This window comes from Phenylobacterium sp. (assembly GCF_041916435.1).
Classification (GTDB): domain Bacteria; phylum Pseudomonadota; class Alphaproteobacteria; order Caulobacterales; family Caulobacteraceae; genus Phenylobacterium.
Genome location: NZ_JAYRZM010000007.1, coordinates 18,499 through 42,389 on the forward strand (window position 1 = coordinate 18,499; position 23,891 = coordinate 42,389).

27 protein-coding genes are annotated in these 23,891 nt (G+C 70.6%); 4 read left to right on the top strand and 23 right to left on the bottom strand.

Features of this window, described 5'->3' with window-relative positions:
* The first annotated feature begins 403 nt into the window (after nucleotides 1–403).
* Nucleotides 404–1,939, top strand: coding sequence for a Fic family protein (locus tag ACE3TA_RS19340; RefSeq protein WP_374575972.1), 1,536 nt, complete (start codon nucleotides 404–406; stop codon nucleotides 1,937–1,939).
* On the opposite strand, the gene ACE3TA_RS19345 is transcribed toward ACE3TA_RS19340, so the two are convergent.
* The 19 genes from ACE3TA_RS19345 to ACE3TA_RS19435 form a co-directional block, all read right to left on the bottom strand.
* A complete protein-coding gene (locus ACE3TA_RS19345) occupies nucleotides 1,936–2,349 on the bottom strand; it encodes a CopG family transcriptional regulator (protein ID WP_374575973.1) in 414 nt (137 codons plus the stop codon). The genes ACE3TA_RS19340 and ACE3TA_RS19345 overlap by 4 nt on opposite strands.
* A 6-nt stretch (nucleotides 2,350–2,355) precedes the next feature.
* Nucleotides 2,356–4,350 (bottom strand): conjugal transfer protein TraG, encoded by a 1,995-nt coding sequence (locus ACE3TA_RS19350; RefSeq protein ID WP_374575974.1) that lies wholly within the window; start codon nucleotides 4,348–4,350, stop codon nucleotides 2,356–2,358.
* A gap of 115 nt (nucleotides 4,351–4,465) precedes the next feature.
* Complete coding sequence (locus tag ACE3TA_RS19355; protein ID WP_374575975.1) at nucleotides 4,466–6,205, bottom strand: relaxase/mobilization nuclease domain-containing protein; 1,740 nt, start codon at nucleotides 6,203–6,205, stop codon at nucleotides 4,466–4,468.
* 229 nt (nucleotides 6,206–6,434) lie between these two features.
* Nucleotides 6,435–7,133, bottom strand: a complete 699-nt coding sequence (locus ACE3TA_RS19360) for a lytic transglycosylase domain-containing protein (protein ID WP_374575976.1) — start codon at nucleotides 7,131–7,133, stop codon at nucleotides 6,435–6,437.
* Between the two features lie 8 nt (nucleotides 7,134–7,141).
* Entirely contained in the window at nucleotides 7,142–7,477 is a 336-nt protein-coding gene (locus ACE3TA_RS19365; protein WP_374575977.1) for a DUF736 domain-containing protein, read from the bottom strand.
* Complete coding sequence (locus ACE3TA_RS19370) at nucleotides 7,474–8,064, bottom strand: S26 family signal peptidase (RefSeq protein ID WP_374575978.1); 591 nt, start codon at nucleotides 8,062–8,064, stop codon at nucleotides 7,474–7,476. Before ACE3TA_RS19370 ends, ACE3TA_RS19365 begins: the two co-directional genes overlap by 4 nt.
* The gene (locus tag ACE3TA_RS19375; RefSeq protein ID WP_374575979.1) at nucleotides 8,061–8,537 is read right to left on the bottom strand and encodes a DUF2840 domain-containing protein; all 477 of its coding nucleotides are present in this window, start codon (nucleotides 8,535–8,537) and stop codon (nucleotides 8,061–8,063) included. Before ACE3TA_RS19375 ends, ACE3TA_RS19370 begins: the two co-directional genes overlap by 4 nt.
* Nucleotides 8,538–8,545: 8 nt before the next feature.
* A complete protein-coding gene (locus tag ACE3TA_RS19380) occupies nucleotides 8,546–8,803 on the bottom strand; it encodes a helix-turn-helix transcriptional regulator (RefSeq protein ID WP_374575980.1) in 258 nt (85 codons plus the stop codon).
* 135 nt (nucleotides 8,804–8,938) lie between these two features.
* Entirely contained in the window at nucleotides 8,939–9,481 is a 543-nt protein-coding gene (locus ACE3TA_RS19385) for a DUF2285 domain-containing protein (RefSeq protein ID WP_374575981.1), read from the bottom strand.
* Complete coding sequence (locus tag ACE3TA_RS19390) at nucleotides 9,381–9,737, bottom strand: transcriptional regulator domain-containing protein (RefSeq protein ID WP_374575982.1); 357 nt, start codon at nucleotides 9,735–9,737, stop codon at nucleotides 9,381–9,383. The genes ACE3TA_RS19385 and ACE3TA_RS19390 overlap by 101 nt, the downstream gene beginning before the upstream one ends.
* A gap of 82 nt (nucleotides 9,738–9,819) precedes the next feature.
* Nucleotides 9,820–10,071, bottom strand: coding sequence for a DNA -binding domain-containing protein (locus tag ACE3TA_RS19395; RefSeq protein ID WP_374575983.1), 252 nt, complete (start codon nucleotides 10,069–10,071; stop codon nucleotides 9,820–9,822).
* Between the two features lie 139 nt (nucleotides 10,072–10,210).
* Nucleotides 10,211–10,534, bottom strand: a complete 324-nt coding sequence (locus ACE3TA_RS19400) for a DUF736 domain-containing protein (RefSeq protein WP_374575984.1) — start codon at nucleotides 10,532–10,534, stop codon at nucleotides 10,211–10,213.
* 517 nt (nucleotides 10,535–11,051) lie between these two features.
* On the bottom strand, nucleotides 11,052–11,540 hold the full coding sequence (locus ACE3TA_RS19405) for a hypothetical protein (RefSeq protein ID WP_374575985.1): 489 nt from the start codon (nucleotides 11,538–11,540) through the stop codon (nucleotides 11,052–11,054).
* 106 nt (nucleotides 11,541–11,646) lie between these two features.
* Nucleotides 11,647–12,579, bottom strand: coding sequence for a DUF2493 domain-containing protein (locus ACE3TA_RS19410; RefSeq protein ID WP_374575986.1), 933 nt, complete (start codon nucleotides 12,577–12,579; stop codon nucleotides 11,647–11,649).
* Between the two features lie 226 nt (nucleotides 12,580–12,805).
* A complete protein-coding gene (locus tag ACE3TA_RS19415; RefSeq protein WP_374575987.1) occupies nucleotides 12,806–13,843 on the bottom strand; it encodes a toprim domain-containing protein in 1,038 nt (345 codons plus the stop codon).
* 75 nt (nucleotides 13,844–13,918) lie between these two features.
* Nucleotides 13,919–15,979 carry a ParB/RepB/Spo0J family partition protein gene (locus ACE3TA_RS19420; RefSeq protein ID WP_374575988.1) on the bottom strand — a complete coding sequence of 687 codons (2,061 nt, stop codon included), beginning with the start codon at nucleotides 15,977–15,979 and terminating at the stop codon, nucleotides 13,919–13,921.
* 75 nt (nucleotides 15,980–16,054) lie between these two features.
* Nucleotides 16,055–16,981 carry an ArdC family protein gene (locus ACE3TA_RS19425; protein ID WP_374575989.1) on the bottom strand — a complete coding sequence of 309 codons (927 nt, stop codon included), beginning with the start codon at nucleotides 16,979–16,981 and terminating at the stop codon, nucleotides 16,055–16,057.
* Between the two features lie 93 nt (nucleotides 16,982–17,074).
* Nucleotides 17,075–17,392, bottom strand: a complete 318-nt coding sequence (locus tag ACE3TA_RS19430) for a hypothetical protein (protein ID WP_374575990.1) — start codon at nucleotides 17,390–17,392, stop codon at nucleotides 17,075–17,077.
* A gap of 60 nt (nucleotides 17,393–17,452) precedes the next feature.
* Nucleotides 17,453–18,565, bottom strand: coding sequence for a tyrosine-type recombinase/integrase (locus ACE3TA_RS19435; protein ID WP_374575991.1), 1,113 nt, complete (start codon nucleotides 18,563–18,565; stop codon nucleotides 17,453–17,455).
* A gap of 134 nt (nucleotides 18,566–18,699) precedes the next feature.
* Here ACE3TA_RS19435 and dusA point away from each other — a divergent pair, with 134 nt between their 5' ends.
* The gene (gene dusA, locus ACE3TA_RS19440; RefSeq protein ID WP_374575992.1) at nucleotides 18,700–19,758 is read left to right on the top strand and encodes a tRNA dihydrouridine(20/20a) synthase DusA; all 1,059 of its coding nucleotides are present in this window, start codon (nucleotides 18,700–18,702) and stop codon (nucleotides 19,756–19,758) included.
* On the opposite strand, the gene ACE3TA_RS19445 is transcribed toward dusA, so the two are convergent.
* The 3 genes from ACE3TA_RS19445 to ACE3TA_RS19455 form a co-directional block, all read right to left on the bottom strand.
* A complete protein-coding gene (locus ACE3TA_RS19445) occupies nucleotides 19,702–20,202 on the bottom strand; it encodes a TIGR02281 family clan AA aspartic protease (RefSeq protein ID WP_374575994.1) in 501 nt (166 codons plus the stop codon). The genes dusA and ACE3TA_RS19445 overlap by 57 nt on opposite strands.
* 133 nt (nucleotides 20,203–20,335) lie before the next feature.
* The gene (locus ACE3TA_RS19450; protein ID WP_374575995.1) at nucleotides 20,336–20,545 is read right to left on the bottom strand and encodes a DUF1289 domain-containing protein; all 210 of its coding nucleotides are present in this window, start codon (nucleotides 20,543–20,545) and stop codon (nucleotides 20,336–20,338) included.
* The gene (locus ACE3TA_RS19455) at nucleotides 20,542–20,973 is read right to left on the bottom strand and encodes a PaaI family thioesterase (RefSeq protein ID WP_374575996.1); all 432 of its coding nucleotides are present in this window, start codon (nucleotides 20,971–20,973) and stop codon (nucleotides 20,542–20,544) included. Before ACE3TA_RS19455 ends, ACE3TA_RS19450 begins: the two co-directional genes overlap by 4 nt.
* 173 nt (nucleotides 20,974–21,146) lie before the next feature.
* On the opposite strand from ACE3TA_RS19455, the gene ACE3TA_RS19460 reads away from it, so the two are divergent.
* Together ACE3TA_RS19460 and ACE3TA_RS19465 are read left to right on the top strand one after the other, a co-directional pair.
* Entirely contained in the window at nucleotides 21,147–21,521 is a 375-nt protein-coding gene (locus ACE3TA_RS19460; RefSeq protein WP_374575997.1) for a hypothetical protein, read from the top strand.
* A 153-nt stretch (nucleotides 21,522–21,674) separates the two neighbouring features.
* Nucleotides 21,675–23,165 (top strand): phospholipase D-like domain-containing protein, encoded by a 1,491-nt coding sequence (locus ACE3TA_RS19465; protein ID WP_374575998.1) that lies wholly within the window; start codon nucleotides 21,675–21,677, stop codon nucleotides 23,163–23,165.
* Here the strand turns inward: ACE3TA_RS19465 and ACE3TA_RS19470 are convergent.
* On the bottom strand, nucleotides 23,126–23,860 hold the full coding sequence (locus tag ACE3TA_RS19470) for an endonuclease/exonuclease/phosphatase family protein (RefSeq protein ID WP_374575999.1): 735 nt from the start codon (nucleotides 23,858–23,860) through the stop codon (nucleotides 23,126–23,128). The two genes, ACE3TA_RS19465 and ACE3TA_RS19470, sit on opposite strands and share 40 nt — an antisense overlap.
* Between the last annotated feature and the right edge of the window lie 31 nt (nucleotides 23,861–23,891).

A 23,891-nucleotide genomic window follows, 5' to 3' on the forward strand; every position in this document is an offset into this window, starting at 1 on the left:
ACTTCCCGTCCAGGTGAGGCGCCGGCAGGGCGGCGCTAGGTGACGGGGTCGACTAGAAGGGGCAGGTCCGAGCGCTCGGCAACAAGCGCTTTTCGCGGTCGCGCTCCGGCGTAGAAAGACAGGCGCACGGCGGCGCGGCCTTGAGATGCGCGCCTGCGACCGCGCGCCTTAGGCGGACCCAACGAGGGCGCCGTGGGCGAAAGGCCAGCCGATGGGCGGCCCTAACCGCACATCTGAGCGCGTCGACGAGGACAGCGCGTCTAGACGATGGTTCGCGGCTTCATCGACACGAAAGGCGATTTTTATCTCAGCATAATAAGCGATCAAACACACAACACGAAAAGCGATATTTCTCACAACACGAAACGCGATCCATGCTACAAGCGCACCGAAAGGTCTCGCGATGGCGTCACCCAACGAAAAACTGGCCGCCGCCCTCGAACGCCTCAAGGCGCTCCAGGCTGGGGGCGCCGCCGCGATCCGCTCGCGGGATCTCACCCGCGCCACGCGCGAACTGCTGCAGAAGCACGGCTTCCTGCAGGAGGTGCTGAAGGGCTGGTATATCGCCGCGCGTCCTGGCGTCGGCGATGGCGACACCACGGCCTGGTACACCTCTTTCTGGGACTTCTGCCGGGACTATCTGACCGAGCGGTTTGGCGCAGATTGGTCGCTGACACCCGAGCAGTCGCTGGTCCTCCTGGCCGGTGATACGGCCGTCCCACGCCAGCTGCTGGTCCGGGCCAAAGGGGCTCGAAACCATCCCACCCAGCTCATCCATGGCACGTCGCTGTTCGAAGGCGCCCACACACTGCCCGAGCCGGGCGATGTCACGGTGTTGAACGGCCTTCGGCTGTTCAGGCCGGAAGCGGCGCTGGTCGCCGCCCAGCCCTCGTTCTTTGAACTTCACCCTACTGAGGCTCGAACGATCCTGTCGATGCAGCGCGACGCCTCGGATATCCTGGCGCGCCTGCTCAAGGGGGGGCACAGCGCCATTGCCGGGCGGTTGGCCGGCGCTTTCCGCAACATCGGCCGCGATCGCGAGGCAGACGCTATCTTGGCCGGCATGCGGTCGGCCGATTACGACGTGCGCGAGACTGATCCCTTCAAGGAGCAGCTGGCGCGAATCCCTTATCGCCGGGAGCCGTCTCCCTACGTCCACCGTATCCGGCTGCTGTGGGCGACCTTGCGCGAAGGCGTCGTTGGCCGGTTTCCGCCGGTCCCGCCGCCGGTCGACGACATCGACGCCTACCTTCGCCGCGTGGACGACATCTACATCACCGACGCCTACCACTCCCTGTCGATCGAGGGCTACCAGGTCAGTCCAGACCTCATCGAGCGCGTGCGTAGCGGCACCTGGAATCCGGACGGTGACCAGGGGGATCGGGAACACCGCAATGCTTTGGCCGCCCGCGGCTACTGGCAGGCCTTCCAGGCGGTGAAGACCAGCGTCCGCAAGGTCCTAGGCGGGGACGACCCTGGTGAGGTGGCCGATCATGACCACGCAACTTGGTATCGAGAGTTGTTCGCGCCGAGCGTCGCCGTCGGCCTGCTCAAGCCGGAGAACCTCGCCGGCTATCGGAATGGCCCGGTCTACATCCGTGGCTCGCGCCACGTGCCGCTGAACGCGGACGCCGTACGCGACGCCATGCCGACCCTGTTCGAACTGTTGAGCGAAGAGGCGGACCCGGCCGTGCGTGTCGTGCTGGGTCACTTCATCTTCGTCTACATCCACCCCTACTACGATGGGAACGGCCGCTCAGGGCGGTTTTTGATGAACGTGATGCTCGCGGCGGCGGGATATCCCTGGACGGTGATCCCAGTCCAGGCGCGCGCGCCCTACATGGCTGCGCTCGAAGCCGCGAGCGTGGAGCAGAACATCGGGCCGTTCACCGCCCTCCTAGCGGACCTTGTCGGCAAACCGGCGCCGCTCCGGGCCTAGTCGGCGCCGGGATCGATATCGCGCGTCAGCTCCTCGGCGAGGGTCTGGCCCCGCGCCAGGCGCCGGCCCAACGCCTCGACGAAGTTCTCGTAGCGCTCGCGCCCCTTGGCCTGGGCCGCGATCCCGCCCGCGTCGGGTAGGGCCGGGGTCTGGGTGAGCCAGAAACGCACGAAAAGCGCCTGCGCCTCGTTGGAGATGGTGACGTGCCGTTCCAGCCGCTCGAGCTGGCGGCTCATCCGGTCGAGCCGGCGCGCGAGGGCCGCCTCCAGCCGGTCGGCGCTGTCCGGGGAGAACAGCGAGGTTAGAGCCGCCTCCACGACGAGGGCCTGGCTGATGCGGTGGCGGCTGGCGTGCTCAGCGAGCTGGCGCGCCAGCGCTGCCGGTAGGCGGAAAGTGTGCTTGGTGCGCATGCCAGCTCAGAGCTCCACGCCGTCGTCGGGGTCGAGGGCGGCTTGGCGGGCTACCCCGGCCATCCGCCGCTGCAGGGTCGCCGCCTGCACGGGCGCCTCATCGGCCGTGTCGTCGGCGAAGTCGAACTCAGGCCCCAGGGATGGCGCGGGCATGACCGCGTCCGGCGGGGCGAACTCCGGTTCGCGGCGCAGGCCTCCCTCCGTTTCCTCACCGTCGCCGCCAGCGTCGGGCCCCGGACCGCGCGGACCCGTAGCCCGTCCCGTCGCCGGCGCGAGCGGCGGCAGGCGCGACCAGTCGTCGCCCGGCGGCCGCGTATGGCGTCCGGTCGCAGGCGGCGGACCAACGCGCCGGGTCAGGCGGCGGTCCTCGTAGTAGCGGGCCTTCTGCGCGCGGATGGGCGCCAGCGCCGAGACCATGACGACCTCTTCGCCCGGCGGCAGCTGCATGACCTCGCCAGGGGTCAGCAGCGGGCGAGCGGTCTCCTGGCGCGAGACCATCAGGTGGCCGAGCCAGGGGGAGAGCCGGTGGCCGGCATAATTGCGCATGGCGCGCAGCTCGGTGGCCGTACCCAGCGCATCGGAGATCCGCTTGGCGGTGCGCTCGTCGTTTGTCGCGAAGGCTACGCGGACGTGGCAGTTGTCGAGGATGGCGTTGCTCACGCCATAGGCTTTCTCGATTTGGTTCAGGGACTGGGCGATCAGGAAGGCCTTCAGCCCATAGCCGGCCATGAAGGCGAGCGTGCTCTCGAAGAAGTCGAGCCGGCCGAGCGCCGGGAACTCGTCGAGCATGAGGAGGAGCCTGCGCCGTCGGCCCGAGCCGGCGAGGTCCTCGGTCAGGCGCCGCCCGACCTGGTTGAGGATCAGGCGGATCAGCGGCTTGGTGCGGCTGATGTCGGACGGCGGCACCACCAGATAGAGGGTGACGGGCGCGGCGCCCTCGACCAGGTCGGCGATGCGCCAGTCGCAGCGCCCGGTCGCCGCCGCCACGATCGGATCGCGATAGAGGCCTAGGAACGACATGGCCGTGGAGAGCACTCCGGAGCGCTCGTTCTCGCTCTTGTTGAGCAGCTCGCGCGCCGCGGCGGCCACGGTCGGATGCGGTCCGGCTGGACCGAGGTGGGGCGTCGTCATCATCGCGCGCAGGGTGGTCTCGATCGGACGGCGCGGATCGGAGAGCAGGTGGGCGACGCCCGCCAAGGTCTTGTCCGCCTCGGCGTAGAGCACGTGCAGGATCGCGCCGACCAGGAGGGTGTGGCTGGTCTTTTCCCAATGGTTGCGGCGCTCCAGCGACCCTTCCGGATCGACGAGGATGTCGGCGATGTTCTGGACGTCGCGCACTTCGCTGGCGCCGCGGCGGACCTCCAGCAAGGGATTATAGGCGTCGCAGGTCTCAGCGGTCGGGTCGAAGCGCAGCACCCGCCCATGCCGGGCCCGAAAGGCGGCGGTGAGCGACCAGTTCTCGCCCTTGATGTCGTGCACGATGGCGCTGGCCGGCCAGGTCAGCAGGGTCGGCACCACCAGCCCCACGCCCTTGCCGGATCGGGTGGGGGCGAAACACATCACGTGTTCGGGGCCGTCGTGGCGAAGATAAGTTCCCGCGAGGCGCCCCAGCACCACCCCGTCCTCGCCCAGGAGGCCGGCGGCGCGGGCCTCGCCGGGGCTGGCCCAGCGCGCCGAGCCGTAGGTCACCACGTGCTTGGCCTCCCGCGCCCGCCAGACGGAGAGCGAGATGGCGACCGGTATGGCGGCCAGGCCCCCCGAGGCGGCGATCGTCGCCCCTTCGAGGAAGATCTGCGGCGCATAGGCGTCGTAGGCGAACCACCACCAGAAGAAGGCGGGGGGCGGGTAGAGCGGGAGCCCGAAGGCGGTGGCGAAGGGCGCGCCGAGCTGCGGCTGGAAGGCGAGGCGCCAGGCGGTCCATTCGGTGGCGCCCCAGACGCCCGCGAAGACGAGGCCGATGACGAGGATCACCTGGCCCCAGAGGATCTTGGTGGCGGACATGGTCACGCTCCGTTGGTCGATGATCGCCAGCTTGGCGCCCCGGCGGCGCGCGCAAGGGCTTCGGCCCGGGCCGAGGGCGAACGGATAGGGTGGCGTGCGAATTGTCGGACCGGCGCTAGAGGCCGCGCCCACGCTTGCGCGCGAAGTCCCAGTCGACGCCACCGGGGACGAGGAGGCCGTTCACCGGCTGGCCGAGCCGCGCCTCGAGGGCTGGACGCCAAGGGACGAGCTGGAAACCCAGGCCGTCGTCGATCATGGCGAAGCGGCCGGAGGCGAGGATCACGCGCTGGCGGTAGACACCGCTCACGCTGTCTCCGGCCTCGCCTGGCCGGTGCGGCAGGCCGGTTTCAGCTTCCAGGCGGGCGTTCGTGGCGGCCAACTCGCGGCGGCGCAACGTCGCCAGCAGGGCCGGCGCGAAACAGACCTGGTCGCCCCGCCGCTCGGCGAGGCCCTGCGTCGCCAGGTGGTCGATACGCCCAGCCATCGCCGCGCTCACCTCCGCCCCGAAACCCGTCTCGGCGCGGGACATGGCCGGCGTGACCAGCTGGCGGTCCAGCCAGGTCGCGCCGTCGGCGATGACCTGGTCGTGCAAGTTCAGGTCGGAGCGGACGGCCAAGGCCGCGTGAGGTTCGCCGCGCGCGTGGATCCAGGCGCGCGCCTCCACGATCGCACCCGTCTGGGCGTCGCCGGTCCGCTCGAGGTCGGTGAAGCCCAGGTGGTGCGTGCGGCCATCGAGGCCTTCGACGACGGCGTAGGCTTCCCCGGTCAGTTCGTCCTTGAGCCCGCGCGCGGCCAGGCGGCCCACGATCGGCGCGACAGGCGGATGCTCGTGGATCGCGAAGGCTCCGGCGTCCGCCTCGCGCCCGGCCGCTGTGATCGTCCGGTGCAGGGTGGCGATGATGTCGCCGCGTCGGCCGAGCGCGCGCAGGGTGTCGGCGAGGCCGGGTTGCAGACCCCAGCGCGCGGGCCCGAGGGGCTCAGCGAGGCCGAGCTGCTCCAGGCGCCCGGCGCGGCCCAAGAGCAGGGCGCGCAACCTCTCGTCCGCAGGCGTCTCGCCTGGACGCAGGTCAAGGACCCCGCCGGCGTCGGCAAGGCCCTGCAGCGCCTGGTCGAGGCGCGTGAAGCGGTCTGCTTTCACCTCGCGCGCCAAGGCGCTCGACACCTCGTGCTCGGGACGAGGCCCAAGCTCCAGGGTCACGCGCCGGGCGGCGCGGTCGCGCAGGCCGCGGCTGATGTAGTCGCGGCCGATGACGAGGTCGCGCCCGTCGTCGGCCCGCCCGCGCACGAGGAGGTGCACATGGGGATTGTCGGTATTCCAATGGTCGACCGCGATCCAGTCGAGGCGCGTCCCGAGATCGCGCTCGGCGTCGGCCATCAGGTCGCGGGTGAAGGCGCGCAGGTCGCCGAGCTGGTCGGCGTCCTCGGGCGAGACGATGAACCGGAAGTGGTGGCGGTCCTCGCGGGTCCGCTCGGCGAAACCGGCTTCGTCGGCGGTGTCGCCGGCGGCGTCGAACATTCGCGCCGGCGTCCCGTGGCGGCCGGCGCCGTCCCGGGCGAGATAGAGGATGTGCCGGGCGAGCGGCGCGGCGCGGAAGAGCCGGCCCCGGTGGCGCACGACACGCGCCTTGGTGACCACGCGCCGCGAGGAAGAGCGGAGCGCCAACATGGCGGCGGCGGCCCGCCCGCGGCCGAACGACGAGGCGGAACGCCCCCCGCGCCCACCGAATCCACGCCCGGTGTGGCCGGCGGCCTTGGCTGCCTGCATGACCTGGCCGACGAAGGAGGTCGGCGCGCGCGGGCCAGATCGGATGCGGCCCGGCCGGACGCGAAAGCCTTCGTCCGAGCGGTCGGTCATGCATTCGCCCCCGGCGGCTGGCGCTCAACCGCCTGAAATCCCTTGGAGATGTTGCAGTGCGGCTGGCGTAGCTCATCGCCTGCCAGCCGAAATTCCCCAATGTTCCCAACGCCATGTCGCGAGCCGACGGCGCGGCTTTTCCCTTGCCGTCCACCCGAGAAGCCTTTGGGCCTGAAGGTTTCCCTTTCTGAGCGTTCGAACTGCGAACGGCCGTGGGGGGATGGGAGGGTCATGGCAAGGACGGCGTCGTGGCGCTGGAAAGATGCACGAAGAGGTGTTCGGTCGGCCGCGATGCTGTGCGGGGATCGAGCGGTGACTGCGCAGCGATTGGCTCGACAGCCGCGGCTTGGGCCGTCGATGACCCGTCATTCGGGCGCGCCGCGAAGATCGATCCGCTGCGCCAGTCCCGGGGCTCGGCAGGCGGCGTGGTGGCTAAGGCCAGGTCGAGCCGCGACGCAACGTTCGCGAGGTAGGCGCGGGTCTCCGCTGGCAAGGCGCGTCCCCCTCGCAGGTAAGCCTCGTAGCGCTCAGGGCCGGCGTTGTACGCGGCGAGGAAGCCGCGGCGGCCATAGCGATCATAGAGGTCGCGCAGGTAGACGGCGCCCGCCAGGATGTTGTCGCTCGGCTCGAACGGGTCGTCGCCGAGGCCGAGGCGCACGCGCAACTCCTGCCAGGTGGGCGGCATCAACTGCATCAGGCCTATCGCGCCCGCGCGTGAGATGGCGCGGGGATCGCCGGCGCTCTCGGCGCGCAGCACGGCGGCGATCCAGGCGGCGGGAAGCCCGGCGCGGGCGGCGGCCTTGGCGATGAGCGGCGAAAGGACCTCCATGCGCGCTGAGTTGCTCGGCGGCGAGGCCATGACGGGGCTTGGCGCGGCCGCCGTCGCGAGCACGGCGACGGTGGCCAGCGCTAGACGACGGCCGCGCAAAACTGTCCTCATGGCTGCGCCGCGCCGCGCGTGGGACGGCTCCAAACCAGCCGAAACTGGACGGCGTCCGCATCGGCCGGGAAGAGGTTGGCGCGGATCGGACGCGCCAAGGCAGGGTCGTCCAGCTGTACCGCGAGATAGGCGCCGGCCTTTTCACCGGTGCGACGCCAGGCGGCGCCGACCTCGGGTCCGTCGGCGTCTCCAAGGTGGATCCGGTAGGCTGGGACGCGTCCCCCATCGCCGTTCTCAAGCGCGACGAGCGTGAGGTCGGCCGCCAAGGTGAGGGTCTGAACGCGACCCCGAAAGCCATCGGCGCTGCGGATAAAGAGGCCGATCTGGGTCATGGTCTTGGGTCTCCGTTGGGGGAAGGTGAAGCCGATGACGGCCGAGCCGCGGCGATGGGGCCGCGCCTACGGACGGACAGCGACAGCCAGATCGGTGTCGCGCGTCCGATCACGGCCGAGACGGGCAGGGCGCCGAAATAGCGCCCATCGAAGCTGTCCGACACGGTGGGGTTCATGAGGAAGACTTCGCCCGGGCGGATCCTGCGACAGCCGCGCCAGGCAGGTAGGCGCCGGCCGAGATTGTCCGTCGCCCGGGCGTCTCCCCGGGGCGCCGCGTCGATCTGCAGGCGCAGGCCCGCGCGGCAGATGGTGTGGCCGGGGAGCGCGGCGACGGGCTTCAATAGGAGCGCGCCGCGCGGCAGATAGCGGCGCTGCGCCAGGAAGCTGGCCAGCGGCTCGGGCGGCGCGACGACAACGACGTCGCCGACCTGCAGCTTGCGCGCCGGCCGCACTTGATAGAGGCCTTCCGGAACGCTGGCGCTCGCATTCCAGACGAAGGTAGGGGAGTGCGGACGCGCGGAGATCGCCAAAGCGGCGACCGCGCCAACAGCGCTGGCGACCACCCAGGCGCGGACGCGGGGCGTCATGCGCTGATCTTCCGGCGTAGCAGCCAGGCGCGATGCCGCGCCAAGGTGTAGGGCCGCGGCGGCTGGCCGGCGGCTAGGCGGTTGTGCAGATGCCGCCAGTGCTCCGGCGCGGCCTCGGCGGGCGCGATGCGAAGCGCCTCGACGGCGTCGATCGCCTGAAGCACCTGCTGGACCTTCGGCCAGCCTGACTGACGCAGCAGGATTTCGCCGCCGGGGCGGACATAGGGGAGGGCGGAATAGGCCTCGCCGGGGCCGACGGCGCGAACAATGTCGAGCCGCGACACCACGGTGCCGAAGTCGTTGGACGCCCAGCGGACGAACGCAAAGATCGCATGGGGATCGAAGGCGACGATGCGCCGGCGGCGGTCGATCATCGTCTCCTCGGCGATCGCGCCGAAGCGGATCCAGTGTTCGACGCGGCCTTCAAGCCAGGTGAGCTCGACGCGGGTTCGACCATCGTCGGGCTTGTCCATTGGCGCGCTCATCGGCCTGAATCGACGATCGGCTTGGCCGGCCGGATGACATCGGCCGAGGGGTCGGTGGTGGAGAGCCGCGCGCCGCGGTCGGCCCAGGCCTTCAGGTCTTCCAGGGCGTAGACCACGCGGCCGCCAAGCTTCCGGTAGGCCGGACCGGTGCCATAGGTGCGGTGCTTCTCGAGCGTCCGGTGCGACAGGCTGAGGAAGCGGGCGGCTTCCGGTGTGCGCAGGAAGCGGTCGGAGCCGACGGGCGGGGCGGGCATGCAGTGTCTCCTGCGCCGCGCGGGAGCCGGTGAGGGGCTCCGGCGGCGATAGGCCACCCTGGCGCGCCGCCGCCGGTCGGGCGGAGGGCGAAGGCGTCGCGACGCGATCGCACCCCCTTCGCCGGGCGGGGCCGCTCAGCGGCTGATGCGGCTCGGCCGCAGCAGGCGACGATAGCCGCCGGTCACCAGGGCGGCGCCGTCGCGCACCAGGCGCAGGGTCTGGTCGCGCAGGGCCGAGGATTTCCACGGCCCATCCGCGACGCGCTCGGCGCCGAAAAGCGCGTTGGCGATTTGGCGGTGGCTGGCGCCGGCGGTGCGGCCGTCGTGCGCGCGCAGGACGTGGGCCAGCCGACGGCGGCGCTGGAAGGTCAGCTGATCGTCGATCGGTTCGGGCGCGTCGTGAAGAATGCGCCAGGCGCGCGCGGCCATCGCCAGCCGTGCGGGGCCATCAGCGTCGAACGGCGTGACGATGGCGAGCGGATGGCCCGGTCGGGCCTCGCGCAGCAGCAGCAAGTGGACGGTGAAGCGGCCGGTCCCTTGGACCCGCCAGTGGCCTTCGCGGCTGATCCGCGGCGCTTTACGCGGCGGTCCCAGCGACGGCGTTGCAACGCTCGATAGGTCGGGCAAGGCGGGCCCCAGGACGACAGTGGCCAGATCGGCGTCCGGCGACCAGAACACCGCCTCGTCGGAAGCTGAGCGGGACGGATCGACCGGGAAATCGCAACCCCCAGCGCGCGCTCAGAGCCGCGTCGGCGCCGCGATGGGCGCTGGCCTGGAAGTCGGCCTGATAGTCGGCGTTTCGGCGCAGGCACTCCCAGGCCAGATCCGAGGCGATCAGATCATCCAGATAGGCGTAGGCGTCGGGCGTGCGCCATTGCGATGGATCCGGCCGCATCGGGGGCTCCGGCCAGGCGCGGGGAGGCGCGCCGGGCATAGGCTTGAGCGCGCGGATGCGGCGTCGGAAGGGTGGGTGCGAGACGCGGCCGATGTCACAGCGGCATCACTTCACGGGGCCGCTAGCGTAAGAAGTCACGATAGCCGCGCGCACTCAACCAGCGCGCCCGCGCGAGGTGGCTGTCATAGGTCGCACGGGCCTTTTCAGGGTCGGCGGCCACGTCGAGACCGAGCAGGAGGGCGGCCGCCTCACGCCAGTCCACGCCATCGGCGACTGCGTCCAGCATGCGCAGATAGGTCTTCACATGCCGCCGGTCGTAGTCGGTGAGTGTGGCCGCCGTCGGGGCTGCGGCCTGAACGGGAAGGTCGGACATGGCGATCTCGCGAGCCGGAGCGATTGAGCCTGCCCTCGTCGGGGTGTCGGAGGACGACGCGCTGGGGACCGTGGGGGATGCGCCTGTGACATCACCCAAGGCGCTGTGGGCCCCGCCGAAGCGGGGCCCGGCGCCGTGCTCAATCGGCGCTGGCCTTGCGCGGCCGCGACCAGATGAGGCTGAAGCCCTCTCCGTCCTCGTCGTCGAACAGGTTGGCGAAGATCGGGCCGGTGAAGCTGGGGTCGTCGAGCTTGACGGAGAGGTAGTCGCGTCCCTCGGCGGAGGTCTTGGCCCAGGCGGCGCCGATCTCGGCGCGGCCGACATAGACGCGATGGCTGGGGGCGTTTTCGTTGGGACGCGTGGCTTCCGGAACGATGCGAACGCCCTTGGCCTGAACGCTGAGGGTGACGATCTCGCCCTGGAACTCTTGGCTGGTCTTCTTGAAGCTGCCGATGTTGGCCATTGTCGTATCTCCTAAAGGTCTGATTTCGGACCCGCGCCCGTCGCGGTCCCGATGGCGATCGACCGGCCCAGGCGCTCGCCGCCGCACCGGGCCAGGCCCGGCCGGAGCACCGCGGAGGAGGGCGGGCGGCGGCTTTCTTGGCGCGCGAGGAAGGGCGCCTCGGCGCCCGGGGAAGAAAACCGCTGGCCGACCTTGCGTCGCTGGCGAGCGGGGCGAAGCCCGGCCCTGGGCCAGATCTGGCCATCCAAGGGGACCGCGATGGGGGCGGGGCCCCCTGACCGTCCGCCGGAGATTTCGAGGCCTCACATCGCCCAGCCGGAGCCGGGCGGACAGGGCGCGTCGCGCGAAGCGTTAGGCTGGCGCCGCCGTGTCCGGCGCCGATGTCCCGCCCAACGCCGACCGTCACCCCACGAGGTCGGTCGCACGAGACGCTGGCCCTTGACCGTTCAGCCGCGGGCGCGACCCCACCCCTTCGGTCGCTCACGGCCCCGACCGACCCAGCAAGTCTCGTGGTGTCCTATCGACGATGAGGCGCGAACGTGGGCGGTCCGGAGGTCGGCGGTTCTGGAGACAAGGGCGGCTCCGGGGCGGCGCCGTGGTCGACCATCGGCCGGATCATCTGCGCCCAGGCCGACGCCGCGGCCATCGCGCCGCCGACCAGACCCAGCAGCTGCCGATCCATCTCGGACGTGAGGAGCAATGCGGCGACGCCGTGGAGCAGGTGATAGCCGGCAAACGCGGCGGGCCCCGCGAAGAGGGCGGCGAGAGCCACGCGACGGCTCGACGATCGGACGAGCTGCATCAGCAGATGGGCAAGCGCCAGGACGGAGATGGCGACGAGGACGCCCAGGCCGATGGCGGCGGCCAGGTCGACGCCGTGCGCGTGAAAGGCGCCGCCCGCGGCGGCTCCGGCGAAGAGCGGCCCGGCGTGCACGGCGAGGCGGGCGGCGAAGCGACCGAGCAGGATCAGGCCGACGCCGCCCATGAGGAGGGCGAGAAGCATCATGGTGGTGGGCTCCGGGACAAGGATGTTCCGACGCGCCTCCACCACCACCGCGGCGCGTCGACAGACTAGCAGATAGGCCTTCGCCTGTCTGGTCCGATGGAGGCGGCTAACCGCCATCGAACCGGCGGACCGGCAGGCCCAGCGCTTTGGCCTTGTCGGCCAGGTTGGCGTTAATGCCACTGCCTGGAAAGGCCAGGACGCCGATCGGCATCAGTTCCAGCATGCGGTCGTTGCGCTTGAACGGCGCGGCCTTGCCATGGCGGCTCCAATCGGGCCGGAAGGCGATGTGCGGGACCTGCCGCGCCTCGGCCCAGCAGGCGGCGATGCGCTCGGCCCCTGTCGGCGTGCCGCCGTGCAGCAGGACCATGTCAGGATGTCGCGCTAGGACCCGGTCGAGCAGCGCCCAAATCCGGCCGTGGTCATTGTACCCAGAGCCGCCGGTGACGGCGACCTTGGGCCCAGGCGGCAACAGCGGGGCGGTCTCGGCATGCCGTTTGGCCGCAAGGAAATCGCGGCTGTCGATCATAGCGGCGGTGAGGGTGCGATGGTTGACCCGCGAGCCGGCCCGCGGCGTCCAAGGCGCGCCTAGGTGCATCTGGTGCAACTCTGCGGCCTGTTCGCGGAACGCCTCCAGGCCGTCGCGACGGTCGAGCAGGTTTCGGCCCTCGGCGAGCAGCCGCTCCAGCGTCGTCGAGCGCACCTCTGAGCCGTCCTGCTCCCGTTGGCTGCGCTTTTGCGCGTCTTCGTTGAGGTCGAGGCGGGTCTGGACCCGCGCTGCGGCCTGATGGAAAAGGTTCACGGTCGACCACAGGAGGGGGCCGAGATCGGGTTCGAGGACGGTGTCCGCCATTGTCGCGACTAGGGCGTCGAAGATGTCGGTGAGGGCCGCGGTTATGTCGTTGGCGTCAGGCGCCGGGCGAGGATCGGTCTCGTCGTCGGTGGTCCGGTGGCCATAAAGCACGAGGTCTTCAAGGAGCCGTCCGGTGGGCGAGGACTCGTGGTCGGGTTCGAGGTCGTTGAGGTGAGGGTCGTAGGTCATGGGGTCGGCCTTGACGGGGTGGCCGCGCCCATCGCGGCCTTCGTGGCGATCCCCTCCAGGCGGCCGGCGGGACCCCGCACCCCTAGGGCCGCAGCGGAGCGGAGGACGGCGCGAGCCGTTGCGGGGGCTGGCCGGCCGCCGTCAGATCGCCCTCTAGAAGGCCGCGGGGACCGCGCCGCGCGGTCGACGCCGCCACACCGGCGGCAGTCACGAGCAGCGGCTGAGTTCACGTTTGGAGCAAGCGCCAGCGATCCTCCGGGGCCGTCTGCGAGCGAACGCGGTCGGCCAAGGTCCGGCGGCCGAACCGGCGCAGGTCGTCATTGAAGTCGCCAAGGCTGGGCGCCAGCACCATGGTCTCGACGCACTGGCCCTGCGCGCGCCGGGCCAGTCGCGCGACTGCCTGGTGTCCGGCTGGGTCATTGTCGCGAACCAGATAGAGCCGGCGCAGGCCCGACGGCAGGATGAGCGCCGCGAGATGCGCCGCCGAGCCGGCGGCCACCATCGGCAGCCGCGGGGCGGCCTGACGGAGGGCGAGGAGGGTCTCGACGCCTTCGCCGGCGGCCAGGACGGAGGTCGCTGAACCGAACCGGATCCCATAGCCGCGGAGCTCGCCCATCGCGCGGCGCGGCGAGGCGAGCTCGGCCTTGTCGGCGCTCGCAGGATCAAGCCAGGTGCGCAGGACGCCGGTTTGGCGACCCGAAAGGTCGGTCACGGCGCACAGCAGGGCTGGCGCGGCGGACGGCGTGTCGGGTCGGTCGTCCGGCCCAGCGCGATAGTAGCAGTGCGGGTGGAAGCGCAGGGCAGCGCAGTCGGCGAGATCGCTCAGGCCACGACGACGCAGATAGGTCTCCGCGAGCGTGCCGCGGAAGGGCCGGGCCATGGCGAACAATCGCCGCGCCGCCTCGGCCGAACCGCGTGACGCCTGGCGCGCCGATGGGACAGGTGAGGGTTCGACCATGGGCGGCAGCGCGAGGAACCGCCGCGCTTCGTCCAGGGTGTCGCGCAACCGCGGCAGGTTTTGGCGGAGGGCGATGAGATCGAGCAGGTCGCCGTGTTCGCCCGTGGCCGCGTCGGTCCACTTGCCGACGCCTTCGCCATCACCGGGTGCGGAGAGGCGGACATAGAGGCTGCGCCCGGGCCGATTGGAAAGATCACCCACGAGCCAATAGGCGCCCTCGCGGCGGCCGTTCGACAGATAGCGCCGGCAGACCGCCTCGGCGTCACGCGCCAGGCGACGGGCCAGCTCGGAGGCGTCTTGAGCCATGTAGTGGACCTTCCTGCAAAGACAGAGGGGCCCGCCGGACGGCGGGCCCCTCGAGGCCGAAGGGGGGAGTTCGGCCTATTCGGCGGCGTGTGCGTGGGGGGCTGCCGAATGGTCGTCAGCTTCGGCCGTCGCGTCGTCCGGGTCGACGACCGGTTCGTTCGCTGCAGCCGCCGTTTTCACGTCCGCCGGCAGGCCCGACGTCCGCAGGGGCTCCGGAAGCCAGCCGGATCCCGCCAGGAGCTGCTCGGCCTCGGCGACCATGTCGTCCTTCTTGAAGGCTTCGATCCGGCTCGCCGCCGCCGCGCCCTTGGCCTCGCGCACGGCCAGCAGGATGCGGGCCTTGGTCACCCGACCGAGATAGGTTCCGGCCGTCGGCGCCCAGCCGGCGGCGGCCATGTCGAGGCGCAGGACCTCGGCGAGGCGGTCGGCGTGCGCGATGGCCTTGGGCCGGCGGTTGTAGGGCTCGATCGTCGCATTGACGGTCAGCGCGACGCAGTGCGCGAAGAGCGCCTGGCGGCTGTCGTCCTCCCAGCCGCCGAGCGTCTCCCATAGCTCGGCCGGCTCCTTGGGCAGGTGGTCGGCCCAGGCGTGGTGACGCGCCTCCACCGCCCGGGCCGAAGCGGTCTCCGCCAGGCCCGGCGCCTGGGCGGCGAACCCCGCGCTCTTGGCGTCCATCTCCAGGCAGGTGTCGGCCGAGAAGCGGTAGAACAGCTTCAGGCAGAGCGCATGGAGGGCGGCCACGAAGGCGATGTGGGGATCGCCGGCCAGGGCGTCACGCAGCGCCAGGGTGCGGTGGGCGGTGAGCTCGGCCACCAGACGGTCGGGCAGGGCGCGCAGGCCCTCGTCAGCCTCGTCCGGCTCGCCGGCCGCGACCGGAGCTGCGGCGCGATCATGCTCGCTTTCGGCGCCATCGTCGTCCGCCGAGCCGCCATCGGCCTCGGCGCCGGGTTCCGCGGCAGGCGGCGCCTCGTCCTCCGGGCGCACGAACCCCCGTTCGACGTGCAGGCCGCCGCCCGCGTCGATGCTGACGAAGACGCCAGCCCGCGCCACGTCTTCGGCCGCGTAGAGCACCGGGCGGTCCTGCAGGGCCTCCAGAGCCGCCTCGATCTCGCCGAAGCGCTCGTCGACCTCGACGGGCAGGTCTTCGGTCTCGGCCCACGTCTCTTCGAGCCGCTCGTACTCCGCCTTCAGCGCGTCGCGGGTGGCGACCTCCTCATCGCTCAGCGCGACGATGTCGCCGCTGAGCCGCCTCAGGCCGAGCGTGTGGCCATAGGGGAAGGTCACGGCCGCCTCGGTCCACTTCCAGCCTTCGGCGCGCAGGGCCTCGGCCTCGAGATCGAGCCGCTCGACCACCAGCCGCTCCAGCAGGGCGGGGTCCTGCAGCCAGCCGCCGTCGTCGCCCTGGAAGAGGTCGCGCATGATGGCGCCGCCGGCCTCCTCGTAAGCCGCGCCGACGAACTGGGCCCGCCGGTCGGAAGCCCGCACCGCGCCCTCGGTCAGCAGCCGCCGGATCTGGTAGGGCTCCCTGGAATAGGTCCGCGACAACGCGTCGTAGACCTGCTCCTGGCGCTCGTGATCCGGATTGACGGTGAAGGCCATCAACTGGTCGAGGCTGAGGCCGTCCTCGGCATAGACCTCGAGCAGGCGCGGCGAGACCGCGGCCAGGCGCAGCCGCTGGCGCACCACCCCGGCCGAGACGAAGAAGGCCGCGGCGATCTCCTCCTCGGACTTGCCCTTCTCGCGCAGCGCCTGGAAGGCGCGGAACTGGTCGAGCGGGTGCAACGGCGCGCGCTGGACGTTCTCCGCCAGGCTGTCCTCTTCAGCCAGGCCGACTTCGCGCACCACGCAGGGGACGGGCGCATTCCTGGCCAGACGCTTCTGCTTAACCAGCCGCTCGAGCGCCCGGTAACGCCGCCCGCCGGCGGGGATCTCGAACATGCCGGTGGGAGCGCCGTCGGCGTCGAGCACCGGCCGCACGGTGAGGCTCTGCAGCAGGGTGCGCCGGGCGATGTCCTCGGCGAGCTCCTCGATCGAGACGCCGGCCTTGATGCGCCGGACATTGGCTTGGCTCAGCACCAGCTTGTCGAACGGGATGTCCCGCGAGCTGGAGAGCTGGATCTTCTGGACCTTGGTCATGGTGGATCTCCATGACGGGCCGGCCGGGAGCCTTTCTCTCGGCCTTCGACCCGTCATGAAGCCCTTCCCGCCCTCTCACTCCCCACGGCCGGCCGCCGCCGGCTGGAAGCCGAGCAGGAAATCCGCGGCCTTCGACGCTGAGCTGGCCGCGCGGACGATGGCGCGGTTGTCGCCGCGGAGAATCTCGAGCCAGGCGCCCAGGTAGTCCGCATGGCGCACGGTAGGGACGATGCCGAGTGAGGCGCAGGCGAAGGCGCTCGCCATCTCGGCCACTAGCTCCTCCTTGGCGTAGGAGGCCGAGCCGAAGGGGCCGGACTGATCGCGACTGAGGCGAGAGCCATGCCCGGTCCAATGGCCGAGCTCGTGCAGGGCCGTGCGATGCCAATTGATCGGCTCGAAGAAGGCGTCCGGTCGCGGCACCTGCACATAATCGTGCGTCGGACTGTAGAAGGCGCGGTCGCCGCCGATCCGGAAATCGGCCCTAGTGGCGCCGATCAGGGCCTCGGCTTGCGGCAGGAGGAGGCCCGGCGGGATTGGCTTTGGCGGTGGGGCGACCTGGTCGGAAAGGCCCTCGCACTGGTCGATGTTGAACACCGTGAAGCGTTTGAGGAAGAACACAGCGTCCGGCGCGCCGCCCTCTCGCTCGGCGCGGCGGCGTTCGGCATCCGGCGTGAAGCGGTCGGCGTAGACGACCGTCACGCCATGTTCGCCCTTGCGGACGGCGCCGCCCGTGGCGAGGGCCTGGCGAAACGTCAGCCACGCCGGGCTGCGGAAGCCGAAGTCCGCCAGGGCCTGCCATAGGATGAGCACATTGATCCCGGAATAGCGTCGCCCGCTTGTCGCATTGATCGGCATGGCGAGGGGCGTCTTGGCGCCTCCGCGCCAAGGCTGGACCCAGGGAAGCCGGCCGGCCTCCAACTCGGTGATGATCTTGTCAGTGATCTCCTGATAGAGGCTCGCGCGGCCTTGGCCGGCGCGCGCCTGAGCAGTGGGGGATGCCATCGCACGTCTCCGCGACGGGCGCCGCGAGCCTCCCTCGCAGCCACGAACCCGTCACGAAGGCGCCCAGCCCCTCTAACTCTGTCGCCGCGCCATTCAGCCGGGATCGGAGATGACACGCGCAGGGCTGAGGGCCGAGACGAGATCGTCGTGCTCGACCGTCCGCACCTGCCGGGCGACGTTCAGCCTAATGAAGAGGTGGGTGGCGCCGTCCCGGGCGGCGGCTTTCCAAGCTGCGGCCGCCGTGGCGAGGCTCGTCGTCGCTCCGCAGGTGACGACCCTGTCGCCGTCCTGCGCCGCGACAAGACAGACGAAGTTGCCGGCGGCGTTCGGCAGCGCGTCCGGCTGGGCCAGGCGGAAGCGATAGATAGCGCCTGACGCGCCACGAAGGTCCATGATGGGCTGCACGGCCATTAGATAGCAGGCCGTCGCCGCGGAGAGCACCCCGTTCGCAGCTGTAGCTTGCGCGGGCTCCTAGGCGGCTCGGCGACCATTACCCTGAGGGTCGGCAGGGTTCGCAGTCATGACTTCCAGCCATTTCCACCCGGCGTACTTGTCGCCAGTGTGCCGCAGGTGCGTATAGCGCTTGAGACTGGACCAGGAGCGGTGGCCTGAAACCGCGGCGACATGGGGGATGTTCAGCCCCATCTCGAAGAGCCGCGAGACGCCATCATGACGAAGGTCGTGGAAATGCAGGTCCTCGATGCCGAGGAACTGACAGGCGCGCGTAAACGACGCGCCAATCGCGTCGGCGCTGTAGGGGAAGATCTCGGCGGTCTTGCGCGGCATCGACTGAACGATGCGGAGCGCTGTCTCGGGCAGGTCGCACCAGACGTCGTTTCCGATTTTCTCGCCAGGGTTCTTCATGTCGCGGACCAGGATACGGCTGCCCACTTCGTCGAGCCCCGTCCATTCGACGCGCGTGATCTCCTCGAGGCGTCGGGTCGAGAACAGCGCGTAGGCGATGATCTTCTGCATCGGCGATGAGCGGGGCCGCCGCTTCTGGCGCTCGCCGAAGTGCGTCAGCAGCTTGTCCAGCTCATCCAGCGTGGGGCGCCGGTCACGCTCGCGGCTCTTGGTGGTGAGACCAAGCCGCTTGGCGACGATGAAGGCGTCTTTCATCGCCTGCGGGTCCAACGGATATCCCCAGGCGGGCCGGGCAATGGCGAACACCGCGCCCAGGTGAGACAGATAGTTGGCTACGGTCTGGGGCTGAACCTTTGCGGCCAAGCTCCGGGCGAGGGCGATCACATGCGGGCTGCCGATCTGCGAACAACGCATCTCGGCGATGTCGTAGGTCTTGATCGCCTTCAGAACCTGCGCCTTGGTTCGCCCGATGGCCTTAAGGGACTCGTCGACATAGCGATCGATGACAGTCGCGAGCTTCGGGTCCTCGATCTTGGCGCGCTCGAGGCCGCCCGGCCTGCCCAACTCGGACTCTCGCCGTTCCAGCCACGCGGAGGCCGCCTGGCGGCGGTCAAACGTGCGGGTTTCACGATGGACAATGACGCCGCCGCGCTTGATGACCAGCTGGGCGTTGTACCCCGTTGATCCGTCCTTCCGTTTCCGGGCGACAATCGTTCCCATCGATCTGTCCAATCTGCTGGCGGGACGCGGTACAACATGAACGTCGATGGTACTGCATTGCAGTACCTAAGGCCGAAAAATGGTACAACATGAGCCATAATCGGCCAAAATGATTTGAACGAGCAAACGAAGAAGTGACTGAAAAACTACGACAAAATACGACGCAGTACGCTTCTCGGCTCTCCATTGCACCGATGATGGACTGGACCGACAGGCATTGCCGCAGCCTGCATCGGGTGCTGTCGGCGCGGGCGCTGCTCTATACGGAGATGGTGACCACCGGCGCGGTGCTGCACGGCGATCGCGAGCGGCTGCTGGGCTATGACCCGGCCGAGCATCCGGTGGCGCTGCAGTTGGGCGGCTCCGAACCGGCCGAGCTGGCGCAGGCGGCCAGGATCGGCGAGGACCTGGGCTACGACGAGATCAACCTCAACGTCGGCTGCCCGTCAGACCGGGTGCAGTCCGGCCGCTTCGGCGCCTGCCTGATACGCGAGCCGGAGCTGGTGGCCGAGTGCATGGCCGCGATCAACGCGGCGGTGAAGGTTCCGGCCACGGTCAAGTGCCGGATCGGCGTGGACGACCAGGACCCGGAAGAGAGCCTGTTCTCGCTGGTGGACCTGTGCGCCAAGGCCGGCGTGAGCGTCTTCATCGTCCATGCGCGCAAGGCCTGGCTGAAGGGCCTGTCACCCAAGGAGAACCGCGACGTGCCGCCGCTGGACTATCCGCTGGTCTACCGGCTGAAGCGCGAGCGGCCCGGCCTGCACGTTTCGATCAACGGCGGCGTCGCCTCGCTGGACGAGGCGAAGGCGCACCTGGAGCACGTGGACGGGGTGATGCTGGGCCGGGCGGCCTATCACACCCCCGACATCCTCGGCGCGGCCGACCGGCGCATCTTCGGCGAGGACGCGGCGGACGTCGGCCCGTTCGAGGCGGTGGAGCGCTATCGGCCCTACATGGCCGGCGAGCTCGCGCGCGGCGTCCACCTGGCGGCGATGACCCGGCACATGCTGGGGCTGTTCCACGGCCGGCCGGGCGCCAGGGCCTGGCGGCGGATCCTGACCGTCCACGGCGTCAAGCCCGGCGCGGGCCTGGAGGTGCTGGACGCGGCGCTGGAGGCCGTGTCGGCGGCGCGCGACCTAGGGGCGCAGGATCAGGGTGGTGGGGGTGGCCTCGAAGCCGGAGAGGCGGCCTAGGTAGGTCATGCCCAGCAGCGAGGCGTCCAGGCCGTCCTCGATCACCAGGGCTTCGACGTCGTCGATGCGCGCGCCGGCGATCGACACCGAGGCGAGCTTCACGGCCGCGGCGCGCGTCTGGCCGTTGGCCGTGGTCACGCGGTAGGCGTAGTTGAGATCCTTGACGTCGAAGCCGAGGCGTTCGGCGTCCTGGCGGGTGAGCGCCACGGCGCTGGCGCCGGTGTCCACCAGGAAGCGCACGGCCTTGCCGTCCACCTTGGCCTCGGCCCAATAGTGGCCGTCGACGGCCTTGGTCACCGACGCGGCGGAGCCGCCCGGATCGACCTGCGCGACCGCCGCGCGCATCGGCGGATGGGCGTCGCGCCCATCCAGCACCACCACAGCCTTGGCCGCGCCATAGGCCGACACCGCGGCCGTGACGGCTAGCGCCGTGAACCTGAGCATTTCGACACCCCGCCCCATCAAAGGCCTGGACCGTTCTCGGCCCCATTGCGGTCACAATAGGCCGGGCGGGGTTTGCAACCGGTGAATCAGGTCGCGGCCGAATCCGAGCGGGGGTTGAGCGCGCGTTCCGGCCTCAGAACATCGCCAGCTTTTCGGGGCGGATGCGGGCGCGGCGCGAGGGCAGCTCGGCCATGATCGCCTCGCGCTCGGCCTCGCTGAGCCTGGCCCAGCCGGCCACCTCGGGCAGGGCGCGATAGCAGCCCATGCACAGGCCGCTCTCGCCGTCGACGACGCAGACCTTCACGCAGGGGGTCTTGATGGGGGCGGGGGGACGATCGGTCATGACTGGGGCAGAGCGTAGGTCACCGTGGCCTGGGCCGCCAGCCGCTCGGGACCCTCGGTCCAGATGCGCACGTCGCACACCGCCGAGCGGCGTCCCAGGCGCAGCAGGTCGGCGTCGGCGTGGATGTCGCCGGGCGCCGCGCCGCGCAGGAAGTTAATCACCAGCGAACTCGTCACCGCCATCAGCTCCTCGCCCCGGTGGGCCAGCACCAGGGCGTAGGCGGCGGTGTCGGCCAGGCTCATCAGGGTCGGCCCGGAGATCACGCCGCCGGGGCGCAGCATCCCCGGACCGTAGGCGCGCACCATGCGCACGCGGCCCGGCTCGGCGACGCGCACGCGGGGCATCTGGTCGGGCGCGGCCTCGGGGAAGGCGCGCTGGAGCAACTGGTTGACGCCCTCGGCGTCGAGCTTGAGCGTAAGATCGACCATGCCGTCTCATGCCCCGACGGGACGAACATTACAAGGTCTTCATGTTGCTTGATTTACACTTTAACGACATGGATGATTATTAATGTCTTGGCGATATTATTGCCTCGAATTCATTTGAAGAACTGTCGGGTGGCGAGCAGTTTCCCCTCATCGAAATTCGAGGGAGCAACGCCATGAGCACCGTAGCCACCGCCATCGCCGCCGTGGGCCTGATCGCCGCCACTTCCGGCGCGGCGCTCGCCGCCGGCCAGGTCACCGACATGGACTACCTGAAGGCCAGCCGCTGCCGCGGGCTCGACGCCTCGGGCAAGCTGAGCCCGGTCGATTCCAAGGCGCTGGACTCCTACCTGAAGGCGGCCGAGCCGACGCGGTCGGTCGTCGTCCTGCAGCGCGCCCAGATCGAGGAGACCAAGGCCAAGCGCGAGGCGCGCTACCAGGACAGCCGCGATCGCCTCAACGCCGAGCTGACCGGCCCCTGCATGGCCTACATGGGCGCCTCGCCCGCGGCCACGGCCAGCGCGAAGGGCGGCGAGACCCTGCAGAACTGACCCTTTCCCGCACCCCTTTTGGCGGGGCCCCACCCCGCCAAATCCGGTCCGACGCCGGACCCCCTGGCGTCGAGCCGCTGTCGCTAACTTTCAAGGCGCGTCCGTTGCGGACGCGCCGTCTTTTTGTTGCGCAGGCCCTATAGTCGGGAGGACATGACGATCCTGATTCCGGGCGAGACGCACTGGCGCAAGGCGCGCGCGTCCCGAGCCGCCTTCCTTGTGGACGCCGAGTCCTATTTCACCGCGGTGTTCGAGGCCCTGCGCCGCGCGCAGCGCTCGGTGCTGCTGCTGGGCTGGGGGTTCGACCCGCGCACGCGCCTGTTCCCGGACGGCAGCGAGGGCGACCATGATCCCGACGAGATCGGCCGCATTCTGCTGAGCCTGTCGCGGGCGCGGCCGGACCTGGACATCCGGCTGCTGATCTGGCGTTCGGCCCTGCCGATCAGCGCCTCGCAGGACTTCTTCCCGCACCGGGCCAGGGGATGGTTCCGCGGCTCGCGCATCCGCTTCCGCCTGGACGCCGCGGTGCCGCTGGGCGGCTGCCATCACCAGAAGGTGCTGGTGGTCGACGACAAGGTGGCCTTCTGCGGCGGCGCGGACCTGGGGGTGGACCGCTGGGACACGCCCGGCCACCTGGACGACGATCCGCGCCGGATCATGCCCACCCACGTGCTGCATCCGCCGCGTCACGACGTGATGATGATGGTGGAGGGCGAGGCCGCCCGCGCCCTGGGCGACCTGGCCCGGGCCCGCTGGACGCGGGCGACCGGCGAAGAGCTGTCGCCCGTCGAAGGCGGCGGCGAATGCTGGCCGGCGCAGATCCCGGCGCATCTTCGCGACGTGGACGTGGCCATCGCGCGGACCATGCCCGCCTGGCGCGGCGAGCCGGAGGTCGCCGAGCTGCGCCAGGCCAATCTGGCGGCCATCGCCAGCGCCAAGTGGCTCATCTACCTGGAGAACCAGTATTTCACCTCGCCGGTGGTGGCCAAGGCGCTGGCCGATCGCCTGGCCGAGCCGGACGGGCCGGAGGTGGTGCTGGTCTCCACCGGCCGCAGTCCGAGCTGGTTCGACCAACTGACCATGGACCGGGCGCGGGCGGTGATGCTGCGCCGCCTGCACGCGGCGGACCGCTACGGCCGCTTCCGCGCCTATTTCCCCGACACCGCCGGCGGGCGGAAGATCGTGGTGCATTCCAAGCTGGCGGTGATCGACGACCGGATCGCCTGGGTCGGCTCGGCCAACCTCAACAACCGCTCGGGCGGTTTCGACACCGAGTGCGAGCTGCTGGTCGAGGCGCCGGACGAGACCGCGCGCATGGCCCTGTCGGCGCTGCGCGACCGGCTGGTGGGCCATTTCCTGGGCTGCACGGGCGATGCGGTCGCCAAGGCCCGGCTGGAGCGCGACGGCCTGATCGGCGCCATCGAGGCGCTCAACGACGCCCGGCGGCTCTCGCCGATCCCGACGCGGAACATGACGCCGCTGGGCGACTTCATCGCCGTCTCGCACCTGGGCGATCCCCTGGGCGTGGCCGACAGTTGGCGGCCGTGGCGGCGCAGGGCGCGGGTCCGCGCGGCGCTCAGGGCCCTGTCGGCGCCGGCCCACGATCAGGCGGCGACATCGAAGTCCATCACCAGCGGCAAGTGATCGGACGCCACGCGCGTCAGCGGATCGGCCGGGGCGAAGACGTCCTGCACGACGATCTGCCGGCTGACGAACAGGTGGTCGATCCGCAGCATCGGGAAGGTCGAGGGGAAGGTGGCGTTGGGCGAGGGCCGCGGCGACAGCTTGCGCGCGGCGTGCAGCCGGGCGGTCAGCGCCCGGTAGACCACCGAGGAACTGGTGGCGTTGAAATCGCCCAGCAGGATCGTCGCGCCCTCGCAGCGCGGATCGCCGAGCCAGGCGGGGCCGGCCAGGTGCGCCGCCTGCAGGTGCTGTTCGCGCGGCACCAGCCCCAGGTGGGTGTTGATGACCTGCACGGGCGCGCCGCCCACCTCGACCTCGATCCACAGGGCGCCGCGCGGCTCCAGGGCGGCGATCCGCGGGTGGCCGGGCAGGGCGCCGACCTTGACCTTGCGCTCGGGCAGGCGGGTGAGCACCGCGTCGCCGTAGAGCTCCTCCTCGACCCTGAGCGCCGGGTGGAAGTGGAAGGCCATGTCCAGCCGGCGGGCGATCTCGTGGGCCTGGTCGACGCCGTTGGTGCGCAGCCGGCCGACGTCCAGCTCCTGCAGGGCGACGATGTCGGGCTCGAGCCTGGCGATCACCTCGGCCACCCGGGCCACGTCCAGGCGGCGGTCGACGCCGACGCAGCGGTGGACGTTGTAGGTGAGGATGCGCGGCATGGGCGCGCAGTGGTGGGCCGGACCGCCTTGC